This is a genomic window from Streptomyces sp. NPDC004051 (assembly GCF_053604275.1).
In genome coordinates this window covers 207,861-231,447 of sequence record NZ_JBSGHG010000001.1, presented here as the reverse complement: position 1 = coordinate 231,447, position 23,587 = coordinate 207,861, and the positions used below count along the sequence as shown (strand labels likewise).

The window sequence follows — 23,587 nt, the reverse complement described above, 5'->3', positions numbered from 1 at the left end:
GGGAGGCCGAAGGGTGCCGAAGGACACCGAAGGACGCCGAGGGGTTCGGAGCGCGGGCAGCCGCGGGGGCCGCGGGGTACGGGGGCGGGGCCGAGTGTCAGTGGCGCGTGGCAGGATCGGGGGCGTGGCAGAGACAGCAGCGAAGAAGACCGACCAGACCTCCGGCGAGAGCCGTCCGCGACTGATGCTCATGGACGGGCATTCGCTGGCCTACCGCGCGTTCTTCGCGCTGCCCGTGGAGAACTTCACGACCGCGGCGGGCCAGCCGACGAACGCGATCTACGGTTTCGCGTCGATGCTGGCGAACACGCTGCGCGACGAGGCGCCCACCCACTTCGCGGTGGCCTTCGACGTCTCCCGCAAGACCTGGCGGTCGGCGGAGTTCCCCGAGTACAAGGCGAACCGCTCCAAGACACCGGACGAGTTCAAGGGACAGGTCGAGCTGATCGGTGAGCTGCTCGACGCGATGAGCGCCCCGCGCTTCGCCGTCGAGGGCTTCGAGGCGGACGACGTCATCGCCACGCTCGCCACCCGTGCCGAGGCCGAGGGCTTCGACGTGCTGATCGTCACCGGCGACCGGGACTCCTTCCAGCTGGTCTCCGAGCACACCACGGTGCTGTACCCGACCAAGGGCGTCTCCGAACTGACCCGGTTCACCCCGGAGAAGGTGGTCGAGAAGTACGGGCTGACCCCCGCGCAGTACCCGGACTTCGCGGCGCTGCGCGGCGATCCCTCCGACAACCTGCCCGGCATCCCCGGCGTCGGCGAGAAGACGGCCGCGAAGTGGATCAACCAGTTCGGTTCCTTCGCGCAGCTCGTCGAGCGGGCCGACGAGGTCAAGGGCAAGGCCGGGCAGAACCTGCGCGACCACCTGGAGTCGGTCAAGCTCAACCGCCGCCTCACCGAGCTGGAGCGAGAGGTCGAGCTGGGCAGGGACGTCGCCGACCTGGAGCGGACCGCCTACGACCGCAAGGCCGTCGCGATGATCCTGGACACCCTGGAGATCAGGAACCCGTCGCTGCGTGAGCGGCTCTTCGCCGTCGATCCGGGCGCGCAGGAGTCCGAGACCGCCCCGGTCGTCGCGGACGGGGTGGAACTGGAGGGCACCGTCCTGGGCGCGGGCGAGCTGGCCGGCTGGCTCGCCGAGCACGGCACCGCGCCCCTCGGCGTCGCCACGGTCGACGCCTGGGCGCTGGGGACCGGCTCGGTCGCCGAGATCGCCCTGGCCGCGGCCGCGGGACCGGCCGCCTGGTTCGACCCGGCCGAGCTCGACGAGGGCGACGAGCGGGCGTTCGCCGCATGGCTCGCCGACCAGGAGCGGCCCAAGGTGTTCCACAACGCCAAGGGCGCGATGCGGGTCTTCGCCGAGCACGGCTGGAGCATCCGGGGTGTCTCCATGGACACCGCGCTCGCCGCCTACCTGGTCAAGCCGGGCCGCCGCTCCTTCGACCTGGACGCGCTGTCCCTGGAGTACCTCCACCGCGAGCTGGCGCCCGCCGCCGCGGCCGACGGCCAACTGGCCTTCGGCGCGGACGACACCGCCGAGGCCGAGGCGCTGATGGTGCAGGCCCGCGCGGTCCTCGACCTGGGCGAGGCCTTCGAGGACCGTCTGAAGGAGGTGGGCGCCGCGGATCTGCTGCGGGACGTGGAGCTGCCGACGTCCGTCCTGCTGGCCCGCATGGAGCGGCACGGCATCGCGGCGGACCGGGCCCACCTGGAGTCCATGGAGCAGATGTTCGCGGGCGCCGTCCAGCAGGCCGTGCAGGAAGCGCACGCGGCGGCGGGACACGAGTTCAACCTGGGCTCGCCCAAGCAGCTCCAGGAGGTCCTCTTCGGTGAACTCGGCCTGCCGAAGACGAAGAAGACCAAGACCGGCTACACCACCGACGCCGACGCCCTGGCCTGGCTGGCGGGCCGGACCGACAACGAACTGCCGGTGATCATGCTCCGGTACCGCGAGCAGGCGAAGCTGCGCGTCACCGTCGAGGGGCTGATCAAGACCATCGCCGCGGACGGCCGCATCCACACCACGTTCAACCAGACGGTCGCCGCCACCGGCCGCCTGTCGTCGACCGACCCGAACCTGCAGAACATCCCGGTCCGCACCGACGAGGGCCGCGCGATCCGCCGAGGGTTCGTCGTCGGAGAGGGCTTCGAGTCGCTGATGACGGCGGACTACAGCCAGATCGAACTGCGGGTGATGGCCCACCTCTCCGAGGACGCCGGACTCATCGAGGCGTTCACCTCCGGCGAGGACCTGCACACCACCGCCGCCGCGCAGGTGTTCGGGGTCGAGCAGTCCGCGGTCGACGCGGAGATGCGCCGCAAGATCAAGGCGATGTCGTACGGCCTCGCGTACGGACTGTCCGCCTTCGGCCTCTCCCAGCAGCTGAACATCGAGGCGGCCGAGGCCCGCGCCCTGATGGACGCGTACTTCGAGCGGTTCGGCGGGGTGCGGGACTACCTGCGCCGCGTGGTCGACGAGGCTCGGGCCACGGGTTACACGGCGACCCTCTTCGGCCGCCGGCGCTACCTGCCCGACCTCAACAGCGACAACCGCCAGCGCCGCGAGGCGGCCGAGCGGATGGCGCTGAACGCGCCGATCCAGGGCACGGCGGCGGACATCGTCAAGATCGCCATGCTGAACGTGGACCGAGCGCTGCGCGAGGCGGACCTCACGTCCCGGATGCTCCTCCAGGTCCACGACGAAATCGTCCTGGAGATCGCCCCCGGCGAGCGCCCGGCCGCGGAAGAGCTGATCCGCCGGGAGATGGCCGCCGCGGTCCGGCTCCGCGTCCCCCTGGGCGTCTCGATCGGCGCGGGCCCGGACTGGGAGTCGGCAGCGCACTAGCCCTGCCGGGCGGAGGCGGCGGGTCGTCACGGAGGGTGCCCTCCGTGACGACCCCGTCCTTGCCCTTGTTCCTTGAGGGGTCTCACTCGCGTGGACCTCGCGGGCGGGCCGTGGCGGGGGCCGGGCGCCAGGATGCGGGGCATGGGTATACGCATGCTTCACCGCAGAGCGGGGCCCCCGCCGACCGACGCCGACGGACCCACCCTCGAGGCGTTCTCGCCGGTTCCGGTCTTCGCGGCCACCGCGAGTACCGCCCGTACTCCCGTCCCCCTCACGACCGCGCTGCGCCGCGTCGGCCGATGGTGCACCGGCCGCGGGAGCGCCGCACCGTCCGTCCCGTCGCCCGGTGCCGGCGAACCGCCCCCGTGGCGGCTGTGGGCCGAGCTGACCCGCAGCTATCTGGCGCTCGCCCTCACCCTGCTGCCCCGTCCCCGCCCCGTCCGTACCGTCACCGTGTTCGTGGCGGCCGGAGAGCCCCTCAGCGCGCGGCCGTACGGCTCGGCCGCCCCATACCGGCGTCATCAAGGTCCCCGGTGGCCGGGACCGGACGCAGCGCCCTGACCGCCACGGCGTACAGCGGCAGCGCGACCACGAGCCCGGCGCCCGCCCCGAAACACACCGTGGGGATCAGCTCCCAGGGCTTCGCGGTCGCACCCCAGTAGTCCCACCACCGCGAGGCCCGGTGCACGGCACCCACCAGCGCACAGCCGCCGAGCAGCGCGGCGGCCCCCCACCGGTCGGCCGCGGACAGCGACACCACCCCCGCCGGCACGGGCCGGGGCGCCGCCCGCTTCAGCGCCCGCGCCAGGAACACGACGATCACCACCGCGGCCACCGCCGAACCGCCGTACTGCAGGTACCAGTACAGCGGTGAGCCGGCGACCTCCCGTCCCAGGACGGGAAAGACCCGCATCCCCCACCGGTCGAGGTGGGTGAACGCGTCCCACACCACATGCGTCAGCGCACCGAGCACGGCCGAGACGTACCAGCGCGCCACCAGGGAGGCCCGCACGCGCGCGGGTGGCGTGCCGCAGCGCAGCAGGGCGGCCGTCCGCCCCTGCCGGCGCCGCGGCAGCAACGCCACGAGCGGTTCGCGGATCAGGAGCCACAGACCCACCAGCGCCCAGGCGATGCACACATCCACGGTCAGGACGCCCGGGAACGAGTGGGTGAAGTCCCCGAACTCCATCGCTCCGGACAGGACGCTGGCCGCGTAGTAGGTCAGGTCCGGGGCGAGACTGCCCGCCACGAGAACGGCCGGCACCAGCGGCCCCCGGCCGGTCCCGTCGGTCCGTACGGCGGGCAGGACCGCCGCCGCATGGCTCAATGTGAAGGGCAACTCGGCTCCTCGGAGGGCTCGTTGACCGGGCCGGTCGGTCCCGGTGCTCGGCGGACCACAGTACGCGCGGCACCGCCGTCCGTGTCCGCGCGGGGAGGACTGTGGCCAACCGGTGAATACCGGGCATGAACGGGTGTGCGGGCAAAGGAAGTTGCCGTAGGGTCGCGAGAGCCGCCGTGTCAGGTGCAACCGGCGGGCGGACCGGATCGTCACAACCGGGCGAGTGTGACAGACGTTGACGGATGCTCCGGTGTCCGTGGGGAGGGGTTCACTCTATGGCGGCGCATTTCGGCAGGAGGCTGCGCAAGGGAGCGGCAACCACCGCCGTGGCGGCGGCCGCGGTGGCGGCCCTGTCCGCGTCCCAGGCTCCGGGTGCGACGATCGACGACCCTGGCGGACGGGCCGCCTCGGACGCCGCCACGGCGCCCGAGGAGAGCGCCGACGGCCCCGGCGCGACCGGCAACTCGCCCTACTACACGGACCTGCCGCCGCTCAACAGCCCCAAACCCTCCCCGTCCGCGAGCACCGACCCGCTCACGCCGGGCGCTTCCGAGGCGGGCATACCCGCGACCGTCCTCGACGCCTACAAGAAGGCCGAGGCGGCGCTGCGCGCGTCCAAGCCCGGCTGCAACCTGCCCTGGCAACTGCTCGCCGCCATCGGCAAGGTGGAATCGGGTCAGGCCCGCGGCGGGCGCGTCGACGCCGAGGGCACCACCCTCTCCCCGATCATCGGCCCGCAGCTCGACGGCAACGGCTTCGCGCTCATCCGGGACACCGACAACGGCGTGTACGACGGCAACAGCGCCTACGACAACGCCGTCGGCCCCATGCAGTTCATCCCGTCCACCTGGGCGTGGGCGGGCCGCGACGGCAACGGCGACGGCCGCAAGGACCCCAACAACATCTACGACGCCGCCCTGGCCGCCGGCCACTACCTGTGCCGCTTCGGCTGGGACCTGTCCGACCGGGCGGACCTCGACAAGGCGATCCTCAGCTACAACCCGTCGAGGGACTACCTGAACACCGTCCTGTCGTGGCTGGAGTACTACCGCAAGGGCACGCACGAGATCCCGGACGGCACCGGCACCCTGCCCGGCGCCCGCAGCGACGACCGCACCACGCGCCCCTCCCCGTCACCGTCGACGCCATCGACGCCGTCGTCACCGTCGACGCCGCAGGGCACCACCCCGTCGACCCCGGGCACGACGCCGAAGCCCGGCACCGGCTCCGACAAGCCGGGCGGCGGCAGCCCCGGCCCCAAGCCGCCGGCCTCCTCCCCGGGCGCGCCGAGCACACCGCCGGGCACACCGCCCGGCACGACACAGCCCCCGGCGGCGCCGCCGTCCAGCAGGCCCCCCACGCCCACCGACACGGTGGACCACCTGGAGAGCGCCGGCACGGGCAAGCTCACCGCGAGGGCGGGCGACGCGTTCACCGAGAGGATCCGCGTCCGCGCGGAGACGGACGACGGAAAGGCCGTCGCGAAGGTACGGATCCGCTTCACCGTCCTCGGCGACACCGACACCACCTTCACCGGCGGCGAGAGCGTGGCCACCGTCGTCACCGACCGGGCCGGCGTCGCCGTGGCGCCCGTGCTCCGGGCGGGCGAGAAGACGGGCGAGGTCACCGTCCGCGCCACCGTCGTCGGCCGCATCGTCCCGGGCCTCGACCACCGGGCCACCGTCACCGAACGCACCGCCGACACCGTCGTGCGCACCGATGACGAGGAACTGACCTGCACCCCGGGCGGCGAGTTCGCCCACCGCCTCGAGGTACGGGCCACCCACGACGGCGCCCCGGCCGGCAGGGTCGCGGCCACCGCCACGCTGATCACGTCGGCCGACGACCCGGCCGTCAACGACGAGGGCCCCTACTTCGAGGACGACGACGGCAAGGCCGTCCGCACCCTGAGCGACCTGGAGACGGACGCGGACGGTCTCCTGACGCTGCCGCAGCTCCACGCGGACGACACCACCGGCACCTTCCTGCTCCGCATCACCACCGCAGGCGGCGCGACCCTCACGGTCGAACTGACCGTGGCCGCCGCCGGGACGGCCTCCCCCGGCCCCACCGCCGGCTCATAGCCGGACGGCGGAGCAGGAGCGGGGTCACCGTCCGAGCCGCGCGTTGGTGTGCCGGGTCGGTGCGGCGGCGGCCGGATCCTCGGGCCACGGGTGCCGGGGGTAACGGCCGCGCAGCTCGGCCCGCACGCCCTTGTACCCGTCCCGCCAGAAGGAGGCGAGGTCGGAGGTGACGGCGGCGGGCCGCCCGGCCGGGGAGAGCAGATGCACCAGCAGGGGCGCCCCGGCCACCCGCGGCGTCTCCTGGAGCCCGAACATCTCCTGGAGTTTCACCGCGAGCACCGGCTGCCCGGCCTCGGAGTAGTCGATCCGGACCGCGGACCCACTGGGGACGGTGATCCGCTCGGGGGCCAGCTCGTCCAGCCGGGCGGCCTGCCCGGACGCCCACGGCAGCAGCCTGCCGAGGGCCTGGCCGGCGTCGATCCGCGCCAGGTCGGCCCGGCGCCGGGCGCGGCTCAGCTCGGGCTCCAGCCACTCCGCCGCGCGCGCGTAGAGGGCGTCGTCGGACACCTTGGGCCAGGGGTCGCCGAGCCGGCCGTGCAGAAAGGCCAGCCGCTGCCGCAGCACGACCGCTCCCGCCGGCCACCGCAGCAGCCCGAGCCCCTCCTGCCGCAGCCCGTCCAGCAGCGCGGCCCGTACGAGGGCGGGCTCCGCGTCGGCGCGGGGCCGTACCGCCAGCTCCACTGCCCCCAGCCGCTCGACCCGGCGGGCGACGACATCGCCGTCGGCCCAGTGCACCTCCTCGCGCGTCCCCAGCAGGGGCCCGGCCGCCCACCGCGCGGTCTCCTCGTCGACGACCGCGCCGAGCCGCATGCGCGCGTGCCCCCGCCCCACCGGCCGGTCGGCGGCGGCGACCGCGATCCAGGGAGCGCCCCGCAGCCGGGTGTCCTCGCCGGTCTCGGCCCGCGTCCCGGACACCATCAGATACGAACCGCCCTCCGCGCGGGCGATCCGCTCGGGAAACGCGAGCGCGGCCACCAGCCCGATCCGGGCGTCCTCACCGCTTTTCCAGCCCTTCCCACCCACTGAGCCCCCCGGCGCGGGCGGCGTGGCGCGGACGGCTTCCGGAGAGACCGCTGGGGAGACCTCCGAGGCGAGCGACCGCAGCCGGCGCGCCTCCGCCCGCCACCGCTGCGCACAGGCGTCGTCCCCGCGCCGCGCGGCACGCAGCGCATCGGCGAGATCGTCCCCGTAACCGCGCGGCGCCTCCTCGCCGATCAGCGCGACCACTTCGGCGGCGAGCGCGCGGCCCACCACCGGTGCCGCGTCCAGCAGCGCCCGCCCCAGCCGGGGATGCAGGCCCAGCCGGGCCAGCCGCGTGCCCCGCTCCGTGGCCCGCCCGTCGGCGCCGACGGCCCCGATCGCCGTCAGGACGGCCCCGGCCGCCGCCATCGCCCCGCGCGGCGGCGGATCGAGCAGCGCGAGCCCGGAGGCGTCCGGATCGCCCCAGCAGGCCGCCTGCAGCGCGAACGCCGTCAGGTCGGCCACCTTGATCTCGGGGGCGGGGAACCGGGGCAGCCGCACGTCCTCGGCCTCCGCCCAGCAGCGGTACACCGCGCCCGGCGCCTCACGTCCGGCCCGCCCCGCCCGCTGTCTGCCCGCCGCCTGCGAGGCCCGTACCGTCGTCAGCGCGCTCAGCCCGCGCGCGTGGTCGACGCGGGGCTCACGCGCGAGCCCCGCGTCCACGACCACCCGGACCCCCGGGACCGTCAGCGACGACTCCGCCACCGAGGTCGCCAGCACCACCCGGCGCCGCTGCCCGGGTGCCAGCACCGCGTCCTGCACCGAGGCCGGCGCCCGCCCGTGGACCTGGAGCACCTCGGCCCTCCCGAGTTCCCCCGGCTGTCCCAGCTGCGCGGCGACCCGGGCGATCTCGCCCACGCCGGGCAGGAACACCAGGACGTCGCCGTCCCGTTCGGCCAGCGCCCGCCGCACCACCGACGCCACATGCGTCAGCAGCGCCGGATCGACCCGCATGCCGTGCGGCGGCCGTACCGGCCGCGGGGGAGGGGCCCACACCACCTCCACCGGATGGGCCGTGCCGTGCGCCTCGACCACGGGCGCGTCGCCCAGCAGCCGTGCCCAGCCCGTCGCGTCGGTCGTCGCCGACGCGGCCACCAGGCGCAGCTCCGGCCGCAGGGTCTCGCGCACGTCCCACAGGAACGCCGCCGCCGTGTCCGCGTCCAGATGCCGCTCGTGGCACTCGTCGAGCACCACCGCGTCCACTCCGGTCAGTTCCTGGTCCCGCTGCAGCCGCTGCAGGAGCACGCCGGTCGTGACGACCTCCACCCGCGTGCGGGGCCCGACCACCCGCTCCCCGCGCACCGTGAACCCCACGGACCCGCCGGCCCGCTCGCCCAGCAGCCAGGCCATCCGCCGGGCCGCCGCCCGCGCCGCGATCCGCCGCGGCTCAGCGACCACCACCCGCCGCGCGGGCCCGCCGCCGACCAGCCCGGCCAGCACCAGCGGCACGAGGGTCGTCTTGCCGGTGCCGGGCGGTGCGACGAGAACGGCGGTGCCGTGCGTCTCCAGGGCGTCGGTCAGCGCGGGAAGGGCCTCGCGCACCGGGAGGGCGTCGAGAGCGTCGTGCCGGACCACGCACTCAGTCCCGTACGCACACGAAGATCGCCGTGCCCGGGATCAACCGGCCGCGCAGCGGGGACCAGCCGCCCCACTCGGAGGTGTTCCACTCCGGCCACTCCGGTTCCACCAGGTCCACCAGGCGAAAGCCCGAGGAGGTGATGTCGCGGACGCGGTCGCCCAGCGTCCTGTGGTGCTCCACGTACACCGCGCGGCCCTGCTCGTCCTGCTCGACGTAGGGCGTGCGGTCGAAGTAGGAACCGGAGACGCTCAGTCCCTCCGGGCCAGGCTCGTCCGGGAACGCCCAGCGGATCGGATGCGTGACGGAGAAGACGAGCCGGCCCCCGGGCCGCAGCACCCGGCGCACCTCGCGCAGCACCAGCCGCGGGTCGGCGACGAAGGGCAGCGCCCCGTACGCCGAGCAGGCCAGGTCGAAGGAGCCGTCCGCGAACGGCAGGGCGCCCGCGTCGGCGCACACCAGCGGGAACGGGCCCCCGATGCGCAGCGCGTGCTGCAGTTGCCGGTGCGAGATGTCCAGGGCCACCGGACGCGCGCCCTGCGCGGCCAGCCAGCGCGAGCACTGGGCCGCGCCGGCGCCGAGCTCCAGGACGTCGCGGTCCTTCAGGTCCTCCGGCGGGCCGAGCAGCTCGGCCTCCACCTCGTCCAGCCCCTCGGGACACCACACGAAGCGCTCGTCGCCGAGGAACGTGCCGTGCTCGATCTGGTACTCGTCCGCGTTGCGGTCCCACCAGCCCCGGTTGGCGCGGGAGCTCTCGGCGACGCCCGCGTCCCGTCGGGTCGCCTCGGGTTCGGACGCTTCGGGCTCTTGGATGATCGGCTCCATCGTCGTACTCTTCCGTCAAGTTGCCCCGGCTGTCGCCACAGGGGGCGCGCGGGGTCCTGCGTGGTGCGGGTCCGGCGCGGGTCTCGGGCGGCCTCGAGGCGGCGTCTGACGTGCGGCACTACCCCCGGAAGGGGGAATTGTGCCGGTTATGTGGCGATCCGCCCCGGGTGGGGGCCTTCGCGCATTGACCCTGCCCGGCTGCCCCCGTATGCTACAAGTTGCGCTGCGGGCCTGCGCACCTCAGACATAGCAGGCTGCGCTCGCATCTGTTGTATGTCCCCTCGGTTCTCGAGGCGCCACCGGGACACCGGTGTTGGAACGGCGCTTCCTTTGCTGTCCGGCTTCTACAGAGCGAAACGGGCTCCGGCGTAGCAGTACCTACGACTCTCTGTCCGTACCGGAGCCCTTTCCCACATGACGAGCAGCACCGAGACCACCGCCACCACCCCGCAGGTTGCGGTCAACGACATCGGTAACGAGGAAGCCTTCCTCGCAGCGATCGACGAGACGATCAAGTACTTCAACGACGGCGACATCGTCGACGGCGTCATCGTGAAGGTCGACCGGGACGAGGTCCTGCTCGACATCGGTTACAAGACCGAAGGTGTCATCCCGAGCCGCGAGCTCTCGATCAAGCACGATGTCGACCCCAACGAGGTCGTCGCCGTCGGTGACGAGATCGAAGCCCTTGTTCTCCAGAAGGAGGACAAGGAAGGCCGCCTGATCCTCTCGAAGAAGCGCGCCCAGTACGAGCGTGCCTGGGGCACCATCGAGAAGATCAAGGAAGAGGACGGCATCGTCACCGGTACCGTCATCGAGGTCGTCAAGGGTGGTCTCATCCTCGACATCGGCCTCCGTGGCTTCCTGCCGGCCTCCCTGGTCGAGATGCGCCGCGTCCGCGACCTCCAGCCCTACGTGGGCAAGGAGCTCGAGGCGAAGATCATCGAGCTGGACAAGAACCGCAACAACGTGGTCCTGTCCCGCCGTGCCTGGCTGGAGCAGACCCAGTCCGAGGTCCGCCAGACGTTCCTCACCACCCTCCAGAAGGGTCAGGTCCGTTCCGGCGTCGTCTCCTCGATCGTCAACTTCGGTGCCTTCGTGGACCTGGGTGGCGTCGACGGCCTGGTGCACGTCTCCGAGCTGTCCTGGAAGCACATCGACCACCCCTCCGAGGTCGTCGAGGTCGGTCAGGAAGTCACCGTCGAGGTGCTCGACGTCGACATGGACCGCGAGCGTGTCTCCCTGTCGCTGAAGGCGACCCAGGAAGACCCGTGGCAGCAGTTCGCCCGCACCCACCAGATCGGCCAGGTCGTGCCCGGCAAGGTCACGAAGCTGGTTCCGTTCGGTGCGTTCGTCCGCGTGGACGAGGGCATCGAGGGTCTGGTGCACATCTCCGAGCTGGCCGAGCGCCACGTGGAGATCCCGGAGCAGGTCGTCCAGGTCAACGATGAGATCTTCGTCAAGGTCATCGACATCGACCTCGAGCGCCGTCGCATCAGCCTCTCGCTGAAGCAGGCCAACGAGGCCTTCGGCGCCGACCCGACGGCGGTCGAGTTCGACCCGACCCTGTACGGCATGGCCGCGTCCTACGACGACCAGGGCAACTACATCTACCCCGAGGGCTTCGACCCCGAGACCAACGACTGGCTCGAGGGCTACGAGGCTCAGCGCGAGGCGTGGGAGACCCAGTACGCCGAGGCGCAGTCCCGCTTCGAGCAGCACCAGGCGCAGGTCATCAAGTCCCGCGAGGCGGACGAGAAGGCCGCTGCCGAGGGTGGCGACACCGCGGGTGCGGCTCCGGCCGCGTCCGGTGGCGGCTCGTACTCCTCCGAGGGCGGCGACAGCTCCGGCGCCCTGGCCTCGGACGAGGCGCTGGCCGCGCTGCGCGAGAAGCTGGCCGGCGGCCAGAGCTGACCTCCGGTCGCTGAGTTCTAGCCGGTAACTGAGGGGCCGCACCTTTCGAGGTGCGGCCCCTCAGTGCTGCGCTCCGGCCCCGCGCGCCGCCCGCGGGCCGGTGGGGCCCGCCGCGTCCGCGCGGCGGAGCCGCATGCCGACACGGCCCCGCGCCCCTCGGGGAGTTGTCCTCGTCCGGGAATGCCGGTGCCGCGCGTCACGTTGTCCCCTAGGAACATGAGGAGGAGCGGTCACGGTGCTTGATCCGCAGGGTTTGTACGCATGGGAGCCGAAGGGGCTGGCTGTCGTCGACATGGCGCTCGCCCAGGAATCGGCCGGACTTGTCATGCTCTACCACTTCGACGGGTACATCGACGCGGGCGAGACCGGCGACCAGATCGCCGAGCGGCTGCTCGACTCGCTGCCCCACCAGGTGGTCGCCCGGTTCGACCACGACCGGCTCATCGACTACCGGGCCCGGCGCCCGCTGCTGACCTTCACCCGCGACCGGTGGACCGACTACGAGGTGCCCGCCCTCGAGGTGCGGCTGGTCCAGGACGCCACCGGGGCGCCGTTCCTGCTGCTGTCCGGGCCCGAACCGGACGTCGAGTGGGAGAGGTTCGCCGCCGCGGTGCGGCAGATCGTGGAGCGGCTCGGCGTCCGCCTCTCGGTGAACTTCCACGGCATCCCGATGGGCGTACCGCACACGCGGCCGGTGGGCATCACCCCGCACGGCAACCGCACCGACCTCGTCCCGGGCCACACCGGCCCCTTCGAGGAGGCGCAGGTGCCCGGCAGCGCCGAGGGACTCGTCGAGTACCGGCTCATGCAGGCCGGACACGACGTGCTGGGCGTCGCCGCGCACGTGCCGCACTACATCGCCCGCTCCCCTTATCCGGACGCGGCACTGACCGCCCTGGAGGCCATCACGGCCGCGACCGGCCTGGTCCTGCCGGGTGTGGCGCACTCCCTGCGCACCGCCGCCCACCGCACGCAGACCGAGATCGACCGCCAGGTCCGGGAGGGCGACGAGGAGCTCACGGCCCTCATCCAGGGCCTCGAGCACCAGTACGACGCCGCCGCGGGCGCCGAGACCAGGGGCAACATGCTCGCCGAACCGGTGGAGATCCCGTCGGCGGACGAGATCGGGCTCGAGTTCGAGCGGTTCCTCGCGGAGCGCGAGGGCGAGAACTGAGACAGGGCCGCCACCGTCGCCGCCGGTGGCAGGCCCTAAGCTTCGGGTCATGCTGACGGTGGGCCTGACCGGCGGGATCGGAGCCGGTAAGAGCGAGGTGTCGCGGCTGCTCGTCGAGTGCGGGGCCGTGCTGATCGACGCGGACCGCATCGCGCGCGAGGTCGTCGCGCCCGGGACACCCGGGCTCACGGCGGTCGTGGAGTCCTTCGGCGAGGGCGTACTCGCCGAGGACGGCGGCCTGGACCGGCCGAGGCTGGGGTCGATCGTCTTCGCCGACCCGGAGAAGCTCGCCGTCCTCAACTCGATCGTCCACCCCCTGGTGGGTGCCCGCTCCCGTGAGCTGGAGGAAGCCGCCGCCGAGGACGCCGTCGTCGTCCACGACGTACCCCTGCTCACGGAGAACGGCCTCGCCCCCCGCTACGACCTCGTGATCGTGGTCGACGCGAGCGCCGAGACCCAGCTCGACCGTCTCACCGGCCGCCGCGGCATGAGCGAGCAGGACGCACGCGCGCGGATGGCCGCCCAGGCGACGCGCGAGCAGCGCCGGGAGATCGCGGACATCGTCATCGACAACGACGTCCCCCTGGAGGAACTGGCGCGGCGGGTGAAGGACGTGTGGGCCGAACTCGTCCGCAGGGAGCGGGCGGTCCGCGGGCCCGCGCGGGAATAGGCACCCCCGGCCGGGGCGTTGCACCGGTTCGACGAGGGAAGGATGCGGCTGTGCCCGAGCTCAGTGGTTCGACCGGACGGACGCCAGAGACCCATGTCATCGACTTCCGCGCCGCCGAGCACCTGCTCGCCTCGCGGGACCCGCGGGGTGCGGTGAAGCTGCTCGACGGGGTCATCGACGCGTACCCGGAGAACACCGCGGCGCGGTTGCTGCGCGCGCGTGCCTTCTTCGCGGCGGCCCAGCTGAGGCCGGCCGAGCTCGAGTTCTCCATCGTCCTGGAGCGCGAGCCGGACAACGCCTTCGCGCACTTCGCGCTCGCCCGCACCTACCAGCGGCAGAGCCGCCCCGACCCGGCCAGGCGCCACTTCCGGCTGGCCGCCGCGCTGGACCCGAACCCGGAGTACCTGAAGGCCGCGAGCTTCGACACCTGAGCGGGGCCGCCCGCGCCGCCGCCGGTCCACACGGTCACGCGGTCACCACGGGCCTCCGGGCGGTTCGTACGGGGGGACGTCGCGGCCCGGCTGGTAGTGCGGCCCCTGACGGAGGTGCCGGACGACCACGATCAGATCGATCGTGACGACCAGCCACAGCACCCCGCACAGGAGTGCCCAGCCCGGGTGGCCGGAGAGCATGAACGCCACGGTCCCGGCGACCGTCCACACCTCACCCCACACACTCAGCCAGAGCCGCGCGCGCAGCGCACTGCGCGCGGTCCTCGGCTCACTGCCTGTACGCATCTCGTCACCACCACTCCCGACTTCACCGTACGCCAGGACGGCGAGAGACGGCCTCCTCACTCGTTCGGGTGCGGCCAGGGAGGAGGGGAACGGGTGTGCGGAGCCGGTCCGTTGGGCGGACATGGAGCTGAGAACGAGTGACGGACGTGAGGGACACAAGGGGACGGGCCCCGGGGCGATCACCCCGGACGGCTGCGCGGTGGAGCTGTACTCGCGGCTGCCCGTCGGTGACGAGCCGGACATCATCGCCGCCGCCGTTCCGGCCGGCGCGCGCATCCTGGAACTGGGCAGCGGGGTGGGGCGCATGACCCACGCACTGCTGGAGCGCGGGTTCCAGGTCACCGCGGTGGACGAGTCCGCCGAGATGCTGGAGCGCGTCCGCGGGGCCCGGACCATATGCAGCCCCATAGAGAAGCTGCGGCTGGACGAGACGTTCGACGTGGTGCTCCTCGCGTCGTTCCTGGTCCACGCGGGCGACCCGGAGGTACGGCGAGGGCTGCTGCGTACCTGTGCGCGCCACCTGGCGGAGGGAGGGTGCGTACTGATCCAGCGGGAGGGCGAGGACCACCACACGGATCTGCCGCGCGAGCGGGTGGACCCGGCCGGCTTCACCGTGCGGATCGTGTCGGCCGAGCCGGTCGGCGACGGGGTCGACTCCGTGCACGCGGAGTACGTGTTCCCGGACGCGGTATGGACGCAGACGTTCCGGTCGCGGCCGTTGACGAAGGAGCAGTTCGAGGAGGCGCTGGAGGAGGCGGGCCTGGCGGTGGACCGGTATCTGACGAAGGACGGGATCTGGGTGAGGGCGGCGGCGCCGCCGGGGACGCGGTGAACCGCCCGCCCCGATCACGGTGGGTCCGGCCCGGACCGGCGCCGTCCGCTCAGGGGCGCGGCGCCGGTCCGCCGGGGACGCCGGGGCCTCCCAGGCCTCGCAGGCGTTCCAGTTCGCGGCGGTCGCGCTTGGTCGGGCGGCCCGCGCCGCGGTCCCGGACACCGGCGGGGGCGACGGCGTCCCGGGGCGGGGGCGGCGGGGAGTTGTCGACGTAGCACTGGACGGCCACCGGGGCGCCCACCCGCTTGCGGATCAGCCGCTTGACGACGACGACCCGCTCCCGGCCCTCGTGCCGCAGCCGCACCTCGTCACCGACGCGCAGGGAGTGCGCGGGCTTCACCCGCTCGCCGTTCACCCGCACATGGCCGCCCCGGCAGGCGGTGGAGGCGAGGGAGCGCGTCTTGAGCAGGCGCACGGACCAGATCCAGCTGTCGGTGCGAACGGTCTCGCCGGCCTGCGGTCCGGCAGCCTCGGCAGCGGCCACAGCGGCGGCGGTCTTCGGGTCCTCGGAAGCCATGCTCCCGACCTTAGCCGCCCGGGACGAGCGAGCGAGAGGGGATTCCGCCGGGACCAGGACGCTTCGCGGCCCGGGGCACCGGCAGCGGCGGACGGGCGGCACCGGCCCGCCCTACCGTGGAGCCATGCATCCCAGCGGTCTCCCCGGCCCGACCGGCGCCGACGACCTCCCGGGCCTTCTCGACCTGGACCGGCGCATCACCGACTGCCGCGCCTGCCCGCGGCTGGTGGACTGGCGGGAGGAGGTCGCCCGCACCAGGCGCGCCGCGTTCGCCGACTGGACGTACTGGGGCCGGCCGGTGCCGGGATTCGGGCCGCCGGACGCCCGGCTGCTGATCGTCGGGCTGGCGCCCGCCGCGCACGGCGGCAACCGCACCGGCCGGATGTTCACCGGGGACCGCTCCGGCGACGTGCTGTACGAGGCGCTGCACGATGTCGGACTCGCCTCGCAGCCGACCTCCACGCACGCCGGGGACGGCCTGGAACTGTACGGCGTCCGCGTCACCGCACCCGTGCACTGCGCCCCGCCCGCCAACAAGCCGACCCCCGGCGAACGGGACACCTGCCGGCCCTGGCTGGTCCGGGAACTGCGGCTGCTGCGGCCGACGCTGCGGGCCGCGCTCGTCCTCGGCGCCTTCGGCTGGCAGGCCGTGCTGCCCGCGCTCACCGAGGCGGGCTGGACCGTGCCGCGCCCCCGCCCGGCCTTCGCCCACGGCGCCCACGTCACGCTCCCGGCCTCGGACCGCGAGGGCCTGCACCTCTTCGGCTGCTTCCATGTGAGCCAGCGCAACACCTTCACCGGCAAACTCACTCCTGAAATGCTCCGGGAGGTGCTGTGCACGGCAGCCGAGGCGGCGGGGCTGCCCACGAGGAAATGGCGATGAGCCCGTGCGGCACGGTCCGCTACGGTGCCGCGATGGGCCTGTATCCGGAGATCGAACCGTACGACCACGGCATGCTCGACGTCGGTGACGGCAACCGCGTGTCCTGGGAGACCTGCGGGAACCCGCACGGCAAGCCCGCGCTGGTGCTGCACGGCGGACCGGGAAGCGGCGCGAGCCCCACCCTCCGGCGCTACTTCGACCCGGCCGCGTACCGCATCGTGCTGCTCGACCAGCGCGGCGCCGGACGTTCGACCCCGCACGCCGCCGATCCCGCCACCGACATGAGCGTCAACACGACCGCACACCTCATGGCCGACCTGGAGCGGCTGCGTACCCACCTGGGCATCGAGCGGTGGCTGGTGTGGGGCGCGTCCTGGGGATCGGTCCTGGGACTGCGGTACGCGCAGACGCACCCCGGGGTGGTGTCCGAGCTGGTGCTGACGGCGGTGGCCACCGGTTCCGACCCCGAGGTGGCCCTGCTGACCCGGGGGTTGGGGAAGATCTTCCCGGAGGCCTTCGCCCGCTTCCTCGCCGAACTGCCCGCCGACGAGCGCGACGGCAACCCGGCCGCCGCGTACAGCAGACTGCTGGAGTCCCCCGACCCGGAGGTGAGGGAACGGGCCGCGCGAGCCTGGACCGACTGGGAGACGGCGACGATCCCCGCCCCGCCCGGCTCGGTCGCCCGCTTCGAGGACCCGGAGTTCCGCAGGGGCTTCGCCCGCACCGTCACCCACTACTGGGGCCACGACCACTTCCTGGGCGAGGGCAACGACGAGGGCGTGGTCCTCCGCGACGCGCACCTGCTGAAGGGCATCCCCGGCACCCTGGTCCAGGGCAGCCTCGACTTCGGCAACCTCCTCGGCACCGTCTGGCGCCTCCACCACGCCTGGCCGGACAGCGAACTGGTGATCGTGGACGAGGCGGGGCACGATGCCGGAGCGACCGGGAACGACGTACTGGTGGCAGCGACCGACCGGTACGCGCGCCCCCACGGCTGACGAGCCGCCCTACGGCCGCCACACGTACCGCACGTCCGGCTCCCGTTCCTCGTTCCCGCTGCCGTCCGTCCACCCCACGGCCTCGAAGCCGTGCCGCTCGTAGAAGCCGCTCGTAGAAGCGGTGCGCGGGTTCGTTGACCTGGAAGGTCCACAGGGAAAGCCCTTCAGGGCGGCGCTCCTTGGCCAGCGCGACGAACCGGTCGCCGAGCCCGCGCCCGCGCCACTCGGGGGCGAGGTACAACTGCGCCAGCTCCTCGCCCTCCAGCACCATCACCCCGACGACCACGCCACCACCGTCCTCCGCCTCCGCCACCCATGTCTCGCGCAGCGGCACGAGGACGTGCCGGAAGTAGCCGTACACCTCGTCGTCGGTCCGTGGCCGGACCACGCTCGGCAGCGCGGCGGTGAAGGACCGCAGCCAGACGTCGGCCGCGGCGTCGGCGTCGTCGGGCGAAACGGCTCGGCGCAGCATCACGGCCCGGTCGTCGGTCATCAGGAGACCGCCGGCGTCGTCGTGTCCGGGACGACGGCCGTCGCGGTGATCTCGACGAGCTGCCCGGTGTAGCCGAGGCAGGCCACACCGATCAGGGTCGACGAGTGGGGCCCGGTGCTCAGCCCGGACGCCTCCACCACGTCCCACACGGCGGAGAGCACCGCGGGTTCACTGCTCACGACGTACACGTCCGTCACTACGACATGCTGCAAGTCGCTGCCCACCGCGCGCAGTTGCTCTTCGAGGTTGGCCACCACCCGCTCGGCCTGCCGTACCGGATCTCCCTCCCCGACGAGCTTCCCGGCGGCGTCGAGTGGAACGGACCCGGCGAGGAACGCCAGTCTGGTGCCGACCTCGACGACGGAGGCGTGGGAGTAGACGGGGGGCGGGAAGAGACTCGGGACGGTGACGCGCTGGATCACGGGGGCTCTCCGAACGACGGGACGGCGGACAACCCCCGATCATGGGAGCCCCCACCCCGGCACCGCATCCGAATTTCCCTTCGACCGCGCCAGGTCGGCCCCTCTATCCTTCTTGCCGACCCCTCCCCGACCCTCCGGCCGTCAGGAGCCACCGCAGTGCCTGCCCACCCGGACCGAGCCTTCCTGGACAGCACCGCCGACCGGCTCGCCGCCCTCCCCGGCGTCCGGGCCGTCACCCTCGGCGGCTCACGCGCCCAGGGCACCGAACGGCCGGACAGCGACTGGGACCTGGCGGTCTACTACCGGGGAGCCTTCGACCCGGACGACCTGCGCGCCGTCGGCTGGGAGGGCGAGGTGTCCGCGATCGGCGGCTGGGGTGGCGGTGTCTTCAACGGCGGCGCCTGGCTGACCGTCGACGGGCGCCGCGTCGACGTCCACTACCGTGACCTCGACGTCGTCGAGCACGAGCTGACCGAAGCGGAACACGGCCGCTTCCGGGTGGAGCCGCTGATGTTCCACCTCGCCGGCATCCCGGCGTACCTGCTCGTGGCGGAGCTCGCGATCAACAAGGTGCTGCGCGGCGGCCTCCCCCGCCCCGCCGCCTACCCGCGGGCCCTGCGCGAGACCGCCCCGCCCCGCTGGTACGGCACGGCCACCGCCACCCTCGCCTACGCTGCCGCGAACCACGCCCCGAACGGCCGCCTCACCGAGGTCGCCGGGGCCATCGCCACAGCGGCCCTGCACACCGGGCACGCCGTGCTGGCCGCGCGTGGCGAGTGGGTCACCAACGAAAAGCGGTTGCTCGAGCGCGCAGAACTGCGGTGTGTGGACGACATCGTCGCCAGGATGCGGAACAGTCCGGAGTCGCTCACCGCTGCCGTCGCCGATGCGGAGGCACTGTTCGCGGCTTCACCGCGCTGACTCCACAGGGAGCGGGCGCGTTGGAGTTCCCGGCGGTGGCGCAGTGCGCCGATGTCCCGCAGAGGGATCACCGCCGTACAGGGCCCGGACCTCGCTGACGTTGGTGATGACCATGCGCTGGTACTCGAGCCCTTTGAAGCGGAACAAGCTCATCAGAGTGCCGAGGGCGACCCGGCCGCCTCCCTTCCCGGGCCATCTGGTGGACGACCTGGCCGGAAACACACTCCTTCATGAGCGAGTACGCAGGTGAACGCTCATGGGCCGGCCACGGGCTCGGGGTTCTCATCTGTCGGGAGTGGGGGTAGGGGCGGGGGAGTGATGGGTGGTACGACGAGGACGGCGGTCGACGGGTCGACGTCGTCGGCGTGGAACAGGGTGGGCAGGTCGTGGTCGAGGAGGCCCGCCATCTCGATCGCCACCCGGCCCTGGGCGTGGGCCGAGCGGATCGACTGGCCGTCGGCGACGGCGGCGTAGAAGCGTGCCGCGTAGGTGATCGCGTCGATGTCCCCGATGGACGCCGACATGCCGATCGCCAGCGGGACGGTGTCCACCAGACGGGCCGCCTGGGGCGCGGAGTCGCAGGAGTTGAGCAGCACCAGCAGCGGCTGCTCGTCCACGGCGGCGATGGCGCGGGCGAAGGCCCCGGCGGAGACGACGGCGCCGTCGTGGAAGTGGTCGACGTCCTGCTCGAAGACGACGAGGTCTTCCGCGCTGTGCCCCGAGAAGTGCACGACGTGCGGCTTGAAGCGGGTGAGGCCGTCCAGGAGGTGGTCGGCCGTCGCGGCGGGACGGGCGTCCAGTTCCAGCAGATCGCGGTGCAGCGCCCGCTCCACCGCCGCGCGGATGCGTGCCTGTTCGCGAGCGATGCGCAGGTCGCCGCCCGCCGCCGCGCCGAGCATCAGGACTCGCAGGGGTTCCGGCTTGGGTGTGCGCAGATGCCTCAGAACGTCGTTCATCGTCCCCTCCGTCAGGGTCAGTCGTGCGTCGAGCCGTGCCTGTTCGGAGGCGATCTGCAGCATCGCCTCCCGCCGTTCCTGCCGCAGCACCGTCTCCACGGCCTCGCGCTCCTCCGCCTCAGCCTCGGCCCACAGCACGTCCAGCGCCGCGGCCCGCTTGCTGTGGCGCGCGCCGCGGGCCTCCCAGCGTGCCGCCTCCCGCGCCGCGGTGTTGGCCTCCTTCTCGCGCCGAACGGCGGTGCGGAGTCTGCTGTCGCGGATGCCGGTGCCGCGCGTCCGGGCCGCGGAGGAACGCTGCTGAGCGGCGGCGGCGCGGGCCGTCGCCTCCTTCTGCCGGAGCGAGGCCGCCCGCCGCTCGGCGTTTGCCTGCCCTCTCCTCGCCTGCTCCAGCTGGGCTCGGTATTCCCGTGCAGTCATAAAAACTCCCGGGGACGGTTTCCGGTGTGCCGAGAGTGCATTGTGCTTCTCACGGGAAAGGGAATATGCCCGCAGTATAAGGCGATTAACCCATCTCAAGAGGGGGAACGACCTGAAAGCGGAGCCGCAGTGCGGCCGGGTGAAGGGGGGCGCGCCATGACGTCGGAAAGACTCAGGCAAATGTTGAGCGAAGTTGATCCGGCCGTGCTCGATTTTGTTCGGGCGGGTCATATGGCTGGACTTGTAACACCGGACGGAGGCGGCGGTGATGATTCCTCCGGATGGCATGAAGGGCTGCACGCGGCGGGGGACGGCGTCGGTGCCGTAGCGGTCGCGTGGATGGGCTGGCGGTCGTTTCAGGACGCGAAGTCCTGGTGGCGCGAGAAGCGGAACGCCGGGTCGGACCGTGCGGCGGGCGGCTCCGGTGGCAGGCAACTCCCCCCGGCGCGGGCGGAGTCCCTGGGAGGACCGGACAGGAAGGGCGCGAAGGGCGTGAAGGACGAGAAGGATGCGAACGACGAGAAGGGCGAGCCCAGGCTGAAGCGCTCCGTCCTGCTGGATCTGGCCCGTCAGGAACTGATCAAGGAATTCGAACTCTCGGCGGACGAGCCGTTGGAGGTTCGCGAACAGGACTACGAAGTGAACGAGTCCGCTTATCGATTCGCTTTCGAGTCCGGCGCCGATGTGTACGAGGTCCTGGTCGTGACGAAGGGGAGCAGGGCCGCAGTGGTCAGCTACAACCACATCAGAGAATAGAGGGGCGGGAAATGAGCAATGTGATTCCGGGATTCCTGACGGCACACCGGAGGTATCTGGTGGCGGTGGAACTCGCGTCGGGTGAGCAGGCAACCCTGCACATCGAGGACGTGCAGTTCCTCTATCCTCCGCACCAGGTGGCGTTCCCGTTCCTCCGGCAGAAGAATCCGGTCGTCCATCACTTCTTCGTGCCCCGCGAGCACGACCGGTTGGAGGTCGCCTACCATCCCGGTTTGGCGGCCCGCGCGGGCCACACCGCCGAGGACATCGCGCTGACGCTGTACTACGCCCGTGAGCTGGGCAACACCTTCACGCGGGTGCGCGAGCGGCGGGCCGTGAACGGCGTCAGGATCACCGACTTCGAGACCGGTCACGCCTCGGGGTACTCCTACCACGCCAAGGACCGGGTCAAGGACGGGGCAAGCGCGGCCATGCACGGCTTCGGTGCCGGGCGGATGGCCTGGAGGGGCTTCTCGGACGGGGCGGCGGCCCTGCGCAGCCTCACGGAATGGGCGCAGGGCCGCGGCCGTGAGAAGGGCTACTACCTCGTGGAGGACGACCGGCTCTCGGACGAGCCCGTGATCCGAAACCCCCTCCACTTCAACGACCTGAAGCCGCTGGGCTCCTACAACGGCTGAGCCTCGCCGACACCGTTGCTCAGCGGGAGGGCCGCGCTGCTCGGTGAGCGGTCGGCGGTCAGGAGATCCGCGGTGACGTGCGCATGGAGGCGCGGGCGGAGGGCGACGCCCGCGCCTACCAGGCGGCCCGGGACCAGCACATCACCGGGAGATGAGGGAACGAGACGACGGCGAGGGCGCCGAGACGTCGTTCGCGGTGAGTTCGGCGGAGATCAGGGTGAACTGCATTGCAAAGGTGCGGGTCGGCCGGGGCGTACACCTTTGCGGGGGAGTTGCCGACTTCATGGGGTGACTGTGGCGAACTGTGCGTAGCGTCGAACAGGCGTGACGCGCTGACCGGCGGTGGCTGTACGTCGCCGGGGCGGGGCCTGTACACGGGGTGAGCCGTGACGGAGGCCCCGCGGGGCGGGTTGGTTGCGTGCGCGAGGACTGCGCGGGGTGTTCGGCGGTGAGTACGTACGGGAGGTGCCGGGCGTGGAGGAACAGCGGCAGCAGGTGGACGGCCAGGAGCAGGAGGCGAGCGCGGGCATCCTGCACGTCTTCGGGCGGCAGTTGAAGCTGTGCAGGGAGCGGGCGGGGCTGGACCGGGCGGAGTTGGGGAGCAGGGCGGGGTACTCCGTGTCGACGATCGCTTCCTTTGAGCAGGGGAGGCGGATCCCGCCGCCCAAGTTCATCGACAACGCGGATGAACTGCTCGACGCGGGTGGGCTGTTGAAGGCGGGAAAGGAGGAGGTGGCGAGGGCGCAGTATCCGGCGTTCTTTCGGGATGCGGCGCGGTTGGAGGCGCAGGCGGTCGAACTCCATGTGTACGGCACCCGGGCTGTCCCTGGACTGTTGCAGACGGAGGAGTACGCCCGTGCCGTGTGCGCGATGTGGCGTCCGTTGCTGGACGCGGAGGTCATCGAGCAGCGCGTGACCGCACGCATGGCACGGAAGGACATCTTCGCCAGGCGCCCGGCACCGCATCTGACCTTCGTGATCGATGAGGCGGTGCTGCACCGCCCGCTCGGTGGTGAGACCGTTTGGCGGGGACAGATGGAGCATCTTCTGCTGGCCGGGGAGCAGCGGAACGTCGAGATCCAGGTGATGCCCCTCTCCCGCAAGGAACACGCAGGACTGGCCGGCCCGTTCACCTTGATGGAGACCAAGGATGAGCGGAGGATCGCCTACACAGAGGTGCAAGGTGACAGCCACGTCCACACCGAGCGCGGGAAGGTCCGGGAGCTTGAGACTGCGTACGGGAGTCTCCGAGCGCAGGCGCTCACACCGGCTGAATCGCTCTCGTTGATCGAGAAGTTGTTGGGAGAGGGATGAGCGGGGAAACGACCGGGCGAGACTTCGACGACCTGGCGTGGTCCAAGAGCAGTTACAGCGCCGGGGACGGTGGAGAGTGCGTCGAGGTAGCCGCCGGGAGCGGTGTCGTGTGCGTACGCGACTCGAAGGACAAGGCGAGTGCCCTGGTCAGCCTCACACCGGGTGCATGGGCGGAGTTCCTCGGATTCGCTGCCCGACACACCGCGTAGAGCGAAGAGCACTCCGGTGCCCCGTGACCGCTGACCTGGGT

The 23,587-nt window shown here is 72.4% G+C and carries 21 protein-coding genes and 1 pseudogene; 14 read left to right on the top strand and 8 right to left on the bottom strand.

The features are described from left to right. The first annotated feature begins 124 nt into the window (after positions 1-124). Positions 125-2,851, top strand: coding sequence for a DNA polymerase I (polA, locus tag ACWEQO_RS01100; protein WP_452977526.1), 2,727 nt, complete (start codon positions 125-127; stop codon positions 2,849-2,851). Positions 2,852-3,329: 478 nt separating this feature from the next. Here polA and ACWEQO_RS01095 read toward each other — a convergent pair whose 3' ends face one another. Further along, complete coding sequence (locus ACWEQO_RS01095) at positions 3,330-4,190, bottom strand: DUF4184 family protein (protein WP_452977523.1); 861 nt, start codon at positions 4,188-4,190, stop codon at positions 3,330-3,332. A 275-nt stretch (positions 4,191-4,465) separates the two neighbouring features. Between ACWEQO_RS01095 and ACWEQO_RS01090 the strand changes: the two genes are divergently transcribed. Next, positions 4,466-6,274, top strand: coding sequence for a lytic transglycosylase domain-containing protein (locus ACWEQO_RS01090; RefSeq protein WP_452977520.1), 1,809 nt, complete (start codon positions 4,466-4,468; stop codon positions 6,272-6,274). A gap of 24 nt (positions 6,275-6,298) precedes the next feature. On the opposite strand, the gene hrpB is transcribed toward ACWEQO_RS01090, so the two are convergent. Together hrpB and ACWEQO_RS01080 are read right to left on the bottom strand one after the other, a co-directional pair. Beyond that, entirely contained in the window at positions 6,299-8,869 is a 2,571-nt protein-coding gene (gene hrpB, locus ACWEQO_RS01085; protein ID WP_452977517.1) for an ATP-dependent helicase HrpB, read from the bottom strand. 4 nt (positions 8,870-8,873) lie between these two features. Further along, a complete protein-coding gene (locus tag ACWEQO_RS01080; RefSeq protein ID WP_361450759.1) occupies positions 8,874-9,695 on the bottom strand; it encodes a class I SAM-dependent methyltransferase in 822 nt (273 codons plus the stop codon). 414 nt (positions 9,696-10,109) lie between these two features. Between ACWEQO_RS01080 and rpsA the strand changes: the two genes are divergently transcribed. The 4 genes from rpsA (at position 10,110) to ACWEQO_RS01060 (ending at position 13,884) form a co-directional block, all read left to right on the top strand. After that, entirely contained in the window at positions 10,110-11,609 is a 1,500-nt protein-coding gene (gene rpsA, locus ACWEQO_RS01075; RefSeq protein WP_361450762.1) for a 30S ribosomal protein S1, read from the top strand. Between the two features lie 235 nt (positions 11,610-11,844). Continuing rightward, positions 11,845-12,783 carry a PAC2 family protein gene (locus ACWEQO_RS01070; RefSeq protein WP_361450765.1) on the top strand — a complete coding sequence of 313 codons (939 nt, stop codon included), beginning with the start codon at positions 11,845-11,847 and terminating at the stop codon, positions 12,781-12,783. Positions 12,784-12,832: 49 nt separating this feature from the next. Next, positions 12,833-13,453, top strand: a complete 621-nt coding sequence (gene coaE / locus ACWEQO_RS01065; protein ID WP_361450768.1) for a dephospho-CoA kinase — start codon at positions 12,833-12,835, stop codon at positions 13,451-13,453. Between the two features lie 50 nt (positions 13,454-13,503). Beyond that, entirely contained in the window at positions 13,504-13,884 is a 381-nt protein-coding gene (locus ACWEQO_RS01060) for a tetratricopeptide repeat protein (protein WP_361450771.1), read from the top strand. Between the two features lie 42 nt (positions 13,885-13,926). On the opposite strand, the gene ACWEQO_RS01055 is transcribed toward ACWEQO_RS01060, so the two are convergent. Then, on the bottom strand, positions 13,927-14,190 hold the full coding sequence (locus ACWEQO_RS01055; RefSeq protein ID WP_452977510.1) for a DUF6343 family protein: 264 nt from the start codon (positions 14,188-14,190) through the stop codon (positions 13,927-13,929). A 121-nt stretch (positions 14,191-14,311) separates the two neighbouring features. Between ACWEQO_RS01055 and ACWEQO_RS01050 the strand changes: the two genes are divergently transcribed. After that, a complete protein-coding gene (locus ACWEQO_RS01050) occupies positions 14,312-15,022 on the top strand; it encodes a class I SAM-dependent methyltransferase (RefSeq protein ID WP_452977507.1) in 711 nt (236 codons plus the stop codon). A gap of 49 nt (positions 15,023-15,071) precedes the next feature. Here the strand turns inward: ACWEQO_RS01050 and ACWEQO_RS01045 are convergent, their stop codons facing one another. Next, positions 15,072-15,539, bottom strand: coding sequence for an RNA-binding S4 domain-containing protein (locus tag ACWEQO_RS01045; RefSeq protein WP_452977504.1), 468 nt, complete (start codon positions 15,537-15,539; stop codon positions 15,072-15,074). A gap of 124 nt (positions 15,540-15,663) precedes the next feature. On the opposite strand from ACWEQO_RS01045, the gene ACWEQO_RS01040 reads away from it, so the two are divergent. Next, a complete protein-coding gene (locus ACWEQO_RS01040; RefSeq protein WP_452977501.1) occupies positions 15,664-16,422 on the top strand; it encodes a uracil-DNA glycosylase in 759 nt (252 codons plus the stop codon). A gap of 32 nt (positions 16,423-16,454) precedes the next feature. Next, positions 16,455-17,420, top strand: a complete 966-nt coding sequence (gene pip, locus ACWEQO_RS01035; protein ID WP_452978438.1) for a prolyl aminopeptidase — start codon at positions 16,455-16,457, stop codon at positions 17,418-17,420. 9 nt (positions 17,421-17,429) lie between these two features. Here the strand turns inward: pip and ACWEQO_RS01030 are convergent. Further along, positions 17,430-17,913, bottom strand: a pseudogene (locus tag ACWEQO_RS01030) (GNAT family N-acetyltransferase). After that, positions 17,913-18,335 (bottom strand): RidA family protein, encoded by a 423-nt coding sequence (locus ACWEQO_RS01025; RefSeq protein WP_452977498.1) that lies wholly within the window; start codon positions 18,333-18,335, stop codon positions 17,913-17,915. Before ACWEQO_RS01025 ends, ACWEQO_RS01030 begins: the two are co-directional and overlap by 1 nt. A 156-nt stretch (positions 18,336-18,491) precedes the next feature. On the opposite strand from ACWEQO_RS01025, the gene ACWEQO_RS01020 reads away from it, so the two are divergent. Next, positions 18,492-19,256 (top strand): nucleotidyltransferase family protein, encoded by a 765-nt coding sequence (locus ACWEQO_RS01020; protein ID WP_452977495.1) that lies wholly within the window; start codon positions 18,492-18,494, stop codon positions 19,254-19,256. A 254-nt stretch (positions 19,257-19,510) separates the two neighbouring features. Here the strand turns inward: ACWEQO_RS01020 and ACWEQO_RS01015 are convergent, their stop codons facing one another. After that, the gene (locus ACWEQO_RS01015; RefSeq protein WP_452977492.1) at positions 19,511-20,629 is read right to left on the bottom strand and encodes a hypothetical protein; all 1,119 of its coding nucleotides are present in this window, start codon (positions 20,627-20,629) and stop codon (positions 19,511-19,513) included. A 180-nt stretch (positions 20,630-20,809) separates the two neighbouring features. Here ACWEQO_RS01015 and ACWEQO_RS01010 point away from each other — a divergent pair, with 180 nt between their 5' ends. The 4 genes from ACWEQO_RS01010 to ACWEQO_RS00995 all read left to right on the top strand — a co-directional run bounded on the left by ACWEQO_RS01010 (position 20,810) and on the right by ACWEQO_RS00995 (position 23,546). After that, positions 20,810-21,385, top strand: a complete 576-nt coding sequence (locus tag ACWEQO_RS01010; RefSeq protein WP_452977489.1) for a hypothetical protein — start codon at positions 20,810-20,812, stop codon at positions 21,383-21,385. Positions 21,386-21,396: 11 nt separating this feature from the next. Continuing rightward, entirely contained in the window at positions 21,397-22,023 is a 627-nt protein-coding gene (locus ACWEQO_RS01005; RefSeq protein ID WP_452977486.1) for a hypothetical protein, read from the top strand. Positions 22,024-22,518: 495 nt separating this feature from the next. Further along, entirely contained in the window at positions 22,519-23,337 is an 819-nt protein-coding gene (locus ACWEQO_RS01000) for a helix-turn-helix domain-containing protein (protein WP_452978435.1), read from the top strand. Then, a complete protein-coding gene (locus ACWEQO_RS00995) occupies positions 23,334-23,546 on the top strand; it encodes a DUF397 domain-containing protein (protein WP_452977483.1) in 213 nt (70 codons plus the stop codon). The genes ACWEQO_RS01000 and ACWEQO_RS00995 overlap by 4 nt, the downstream gene beginning before the upstream one ends. Positions 23,547-23,587: the final 41 nt, after the last annotated feature.

Bases quoted from the DNA above. Each gene is read 5' to 3' on its own strand.
- ACWEQO_RS01045 (WP_452977504.1), bottom strand. From the start codon at position 15,539: ATGGCTTCCGAGGACCCGAAGACCGCCGCCGCTGTGGCCGCTGCCGAG.
- ACWEQO_RS01090 (WP_452977520.1), top strand. From the start codon at position 4,466: ATGGCGGCGCATTTCGGCAGGAGGCTGCGCAAGGGAGCGGCAACCACC.
- ACWEQO_RS01015 (WP_452977492.1), bottom strand. From the start codon at position 20,629: ATGACTGCACGGGAATACCGAGCCCAGCTGGAGCAGGCGAGGAGAGGG.
- pip (WP_452978438.1), top strand. From the start codon at position 16,455: ATGGGCCTGTATCCGGAGATCGAACCGTACGACCACGGCATGCTCGAC.
- ACWEQO_RS01080 (WP_361450759.1), bottom strand. From the start codon at position 9,695: ATGGAGCCGATCATCCAAGAGCCCGAAGCGTCCGAACCCGAGGCGACC.
- ACWEQO_RS01055 (WP_452977510.1), bottom strand. From the start codon at position 14,190: ATGCGTACAGGCAGTGAGCCGAGGACCGCGCGCAGTGCGCTGCGCGCG.
- ACWEQO_RS00995 (WP_452977483.1), top strand. From the start codon at position 23,334: ATGAGCGGGGAAACGACCGGGCGAGACTTCGACGACCTGGCGTGGTCC.
- ACWEQO_RS01010 (WP_452977489.1), top strand. From the start codon at position 20,810: ATGTTGAGCGAAGTTGATCCGGCCGTGCTCGATTTTGTTCGGGCGGGT.
- ACWEQO_RS01050 (WP_452977507.1), top strand. From the start codon at position 14,312: ATGGAGCTGAGAACGAGTGACGGACGTGAGGGACACAAGGGGACGGGC.
- ACWEQO_RS01040 (WP_452977501.1), top strand. From the start codon at position 15,664: ATGCATCCCAGCGGTCTCCCCGGCCCGACCGGCGCCGACGACCTCCCG.
- ACWEQO_RS01005 (WP_452977486.1), top strand. From the start codon at position 21,397: ATGAGCAATGTGATTCCGGGATTCCTGACGGCACACCGGAGGTATCTG.
- rpsA (WP_361450762.1), top strand. From the start codon at position 10,110: ATGACGAGCAGCACCGAGACCACCGCCACCACCCCGCAGGTTGCGGTC.
- coaE (WP_361450768.1), top strand. From the start codon at position 12,833: ATGCTGACGGTGGGCCTGACCGGCGGGATCGGAGCCGGTAAGAGCGAG.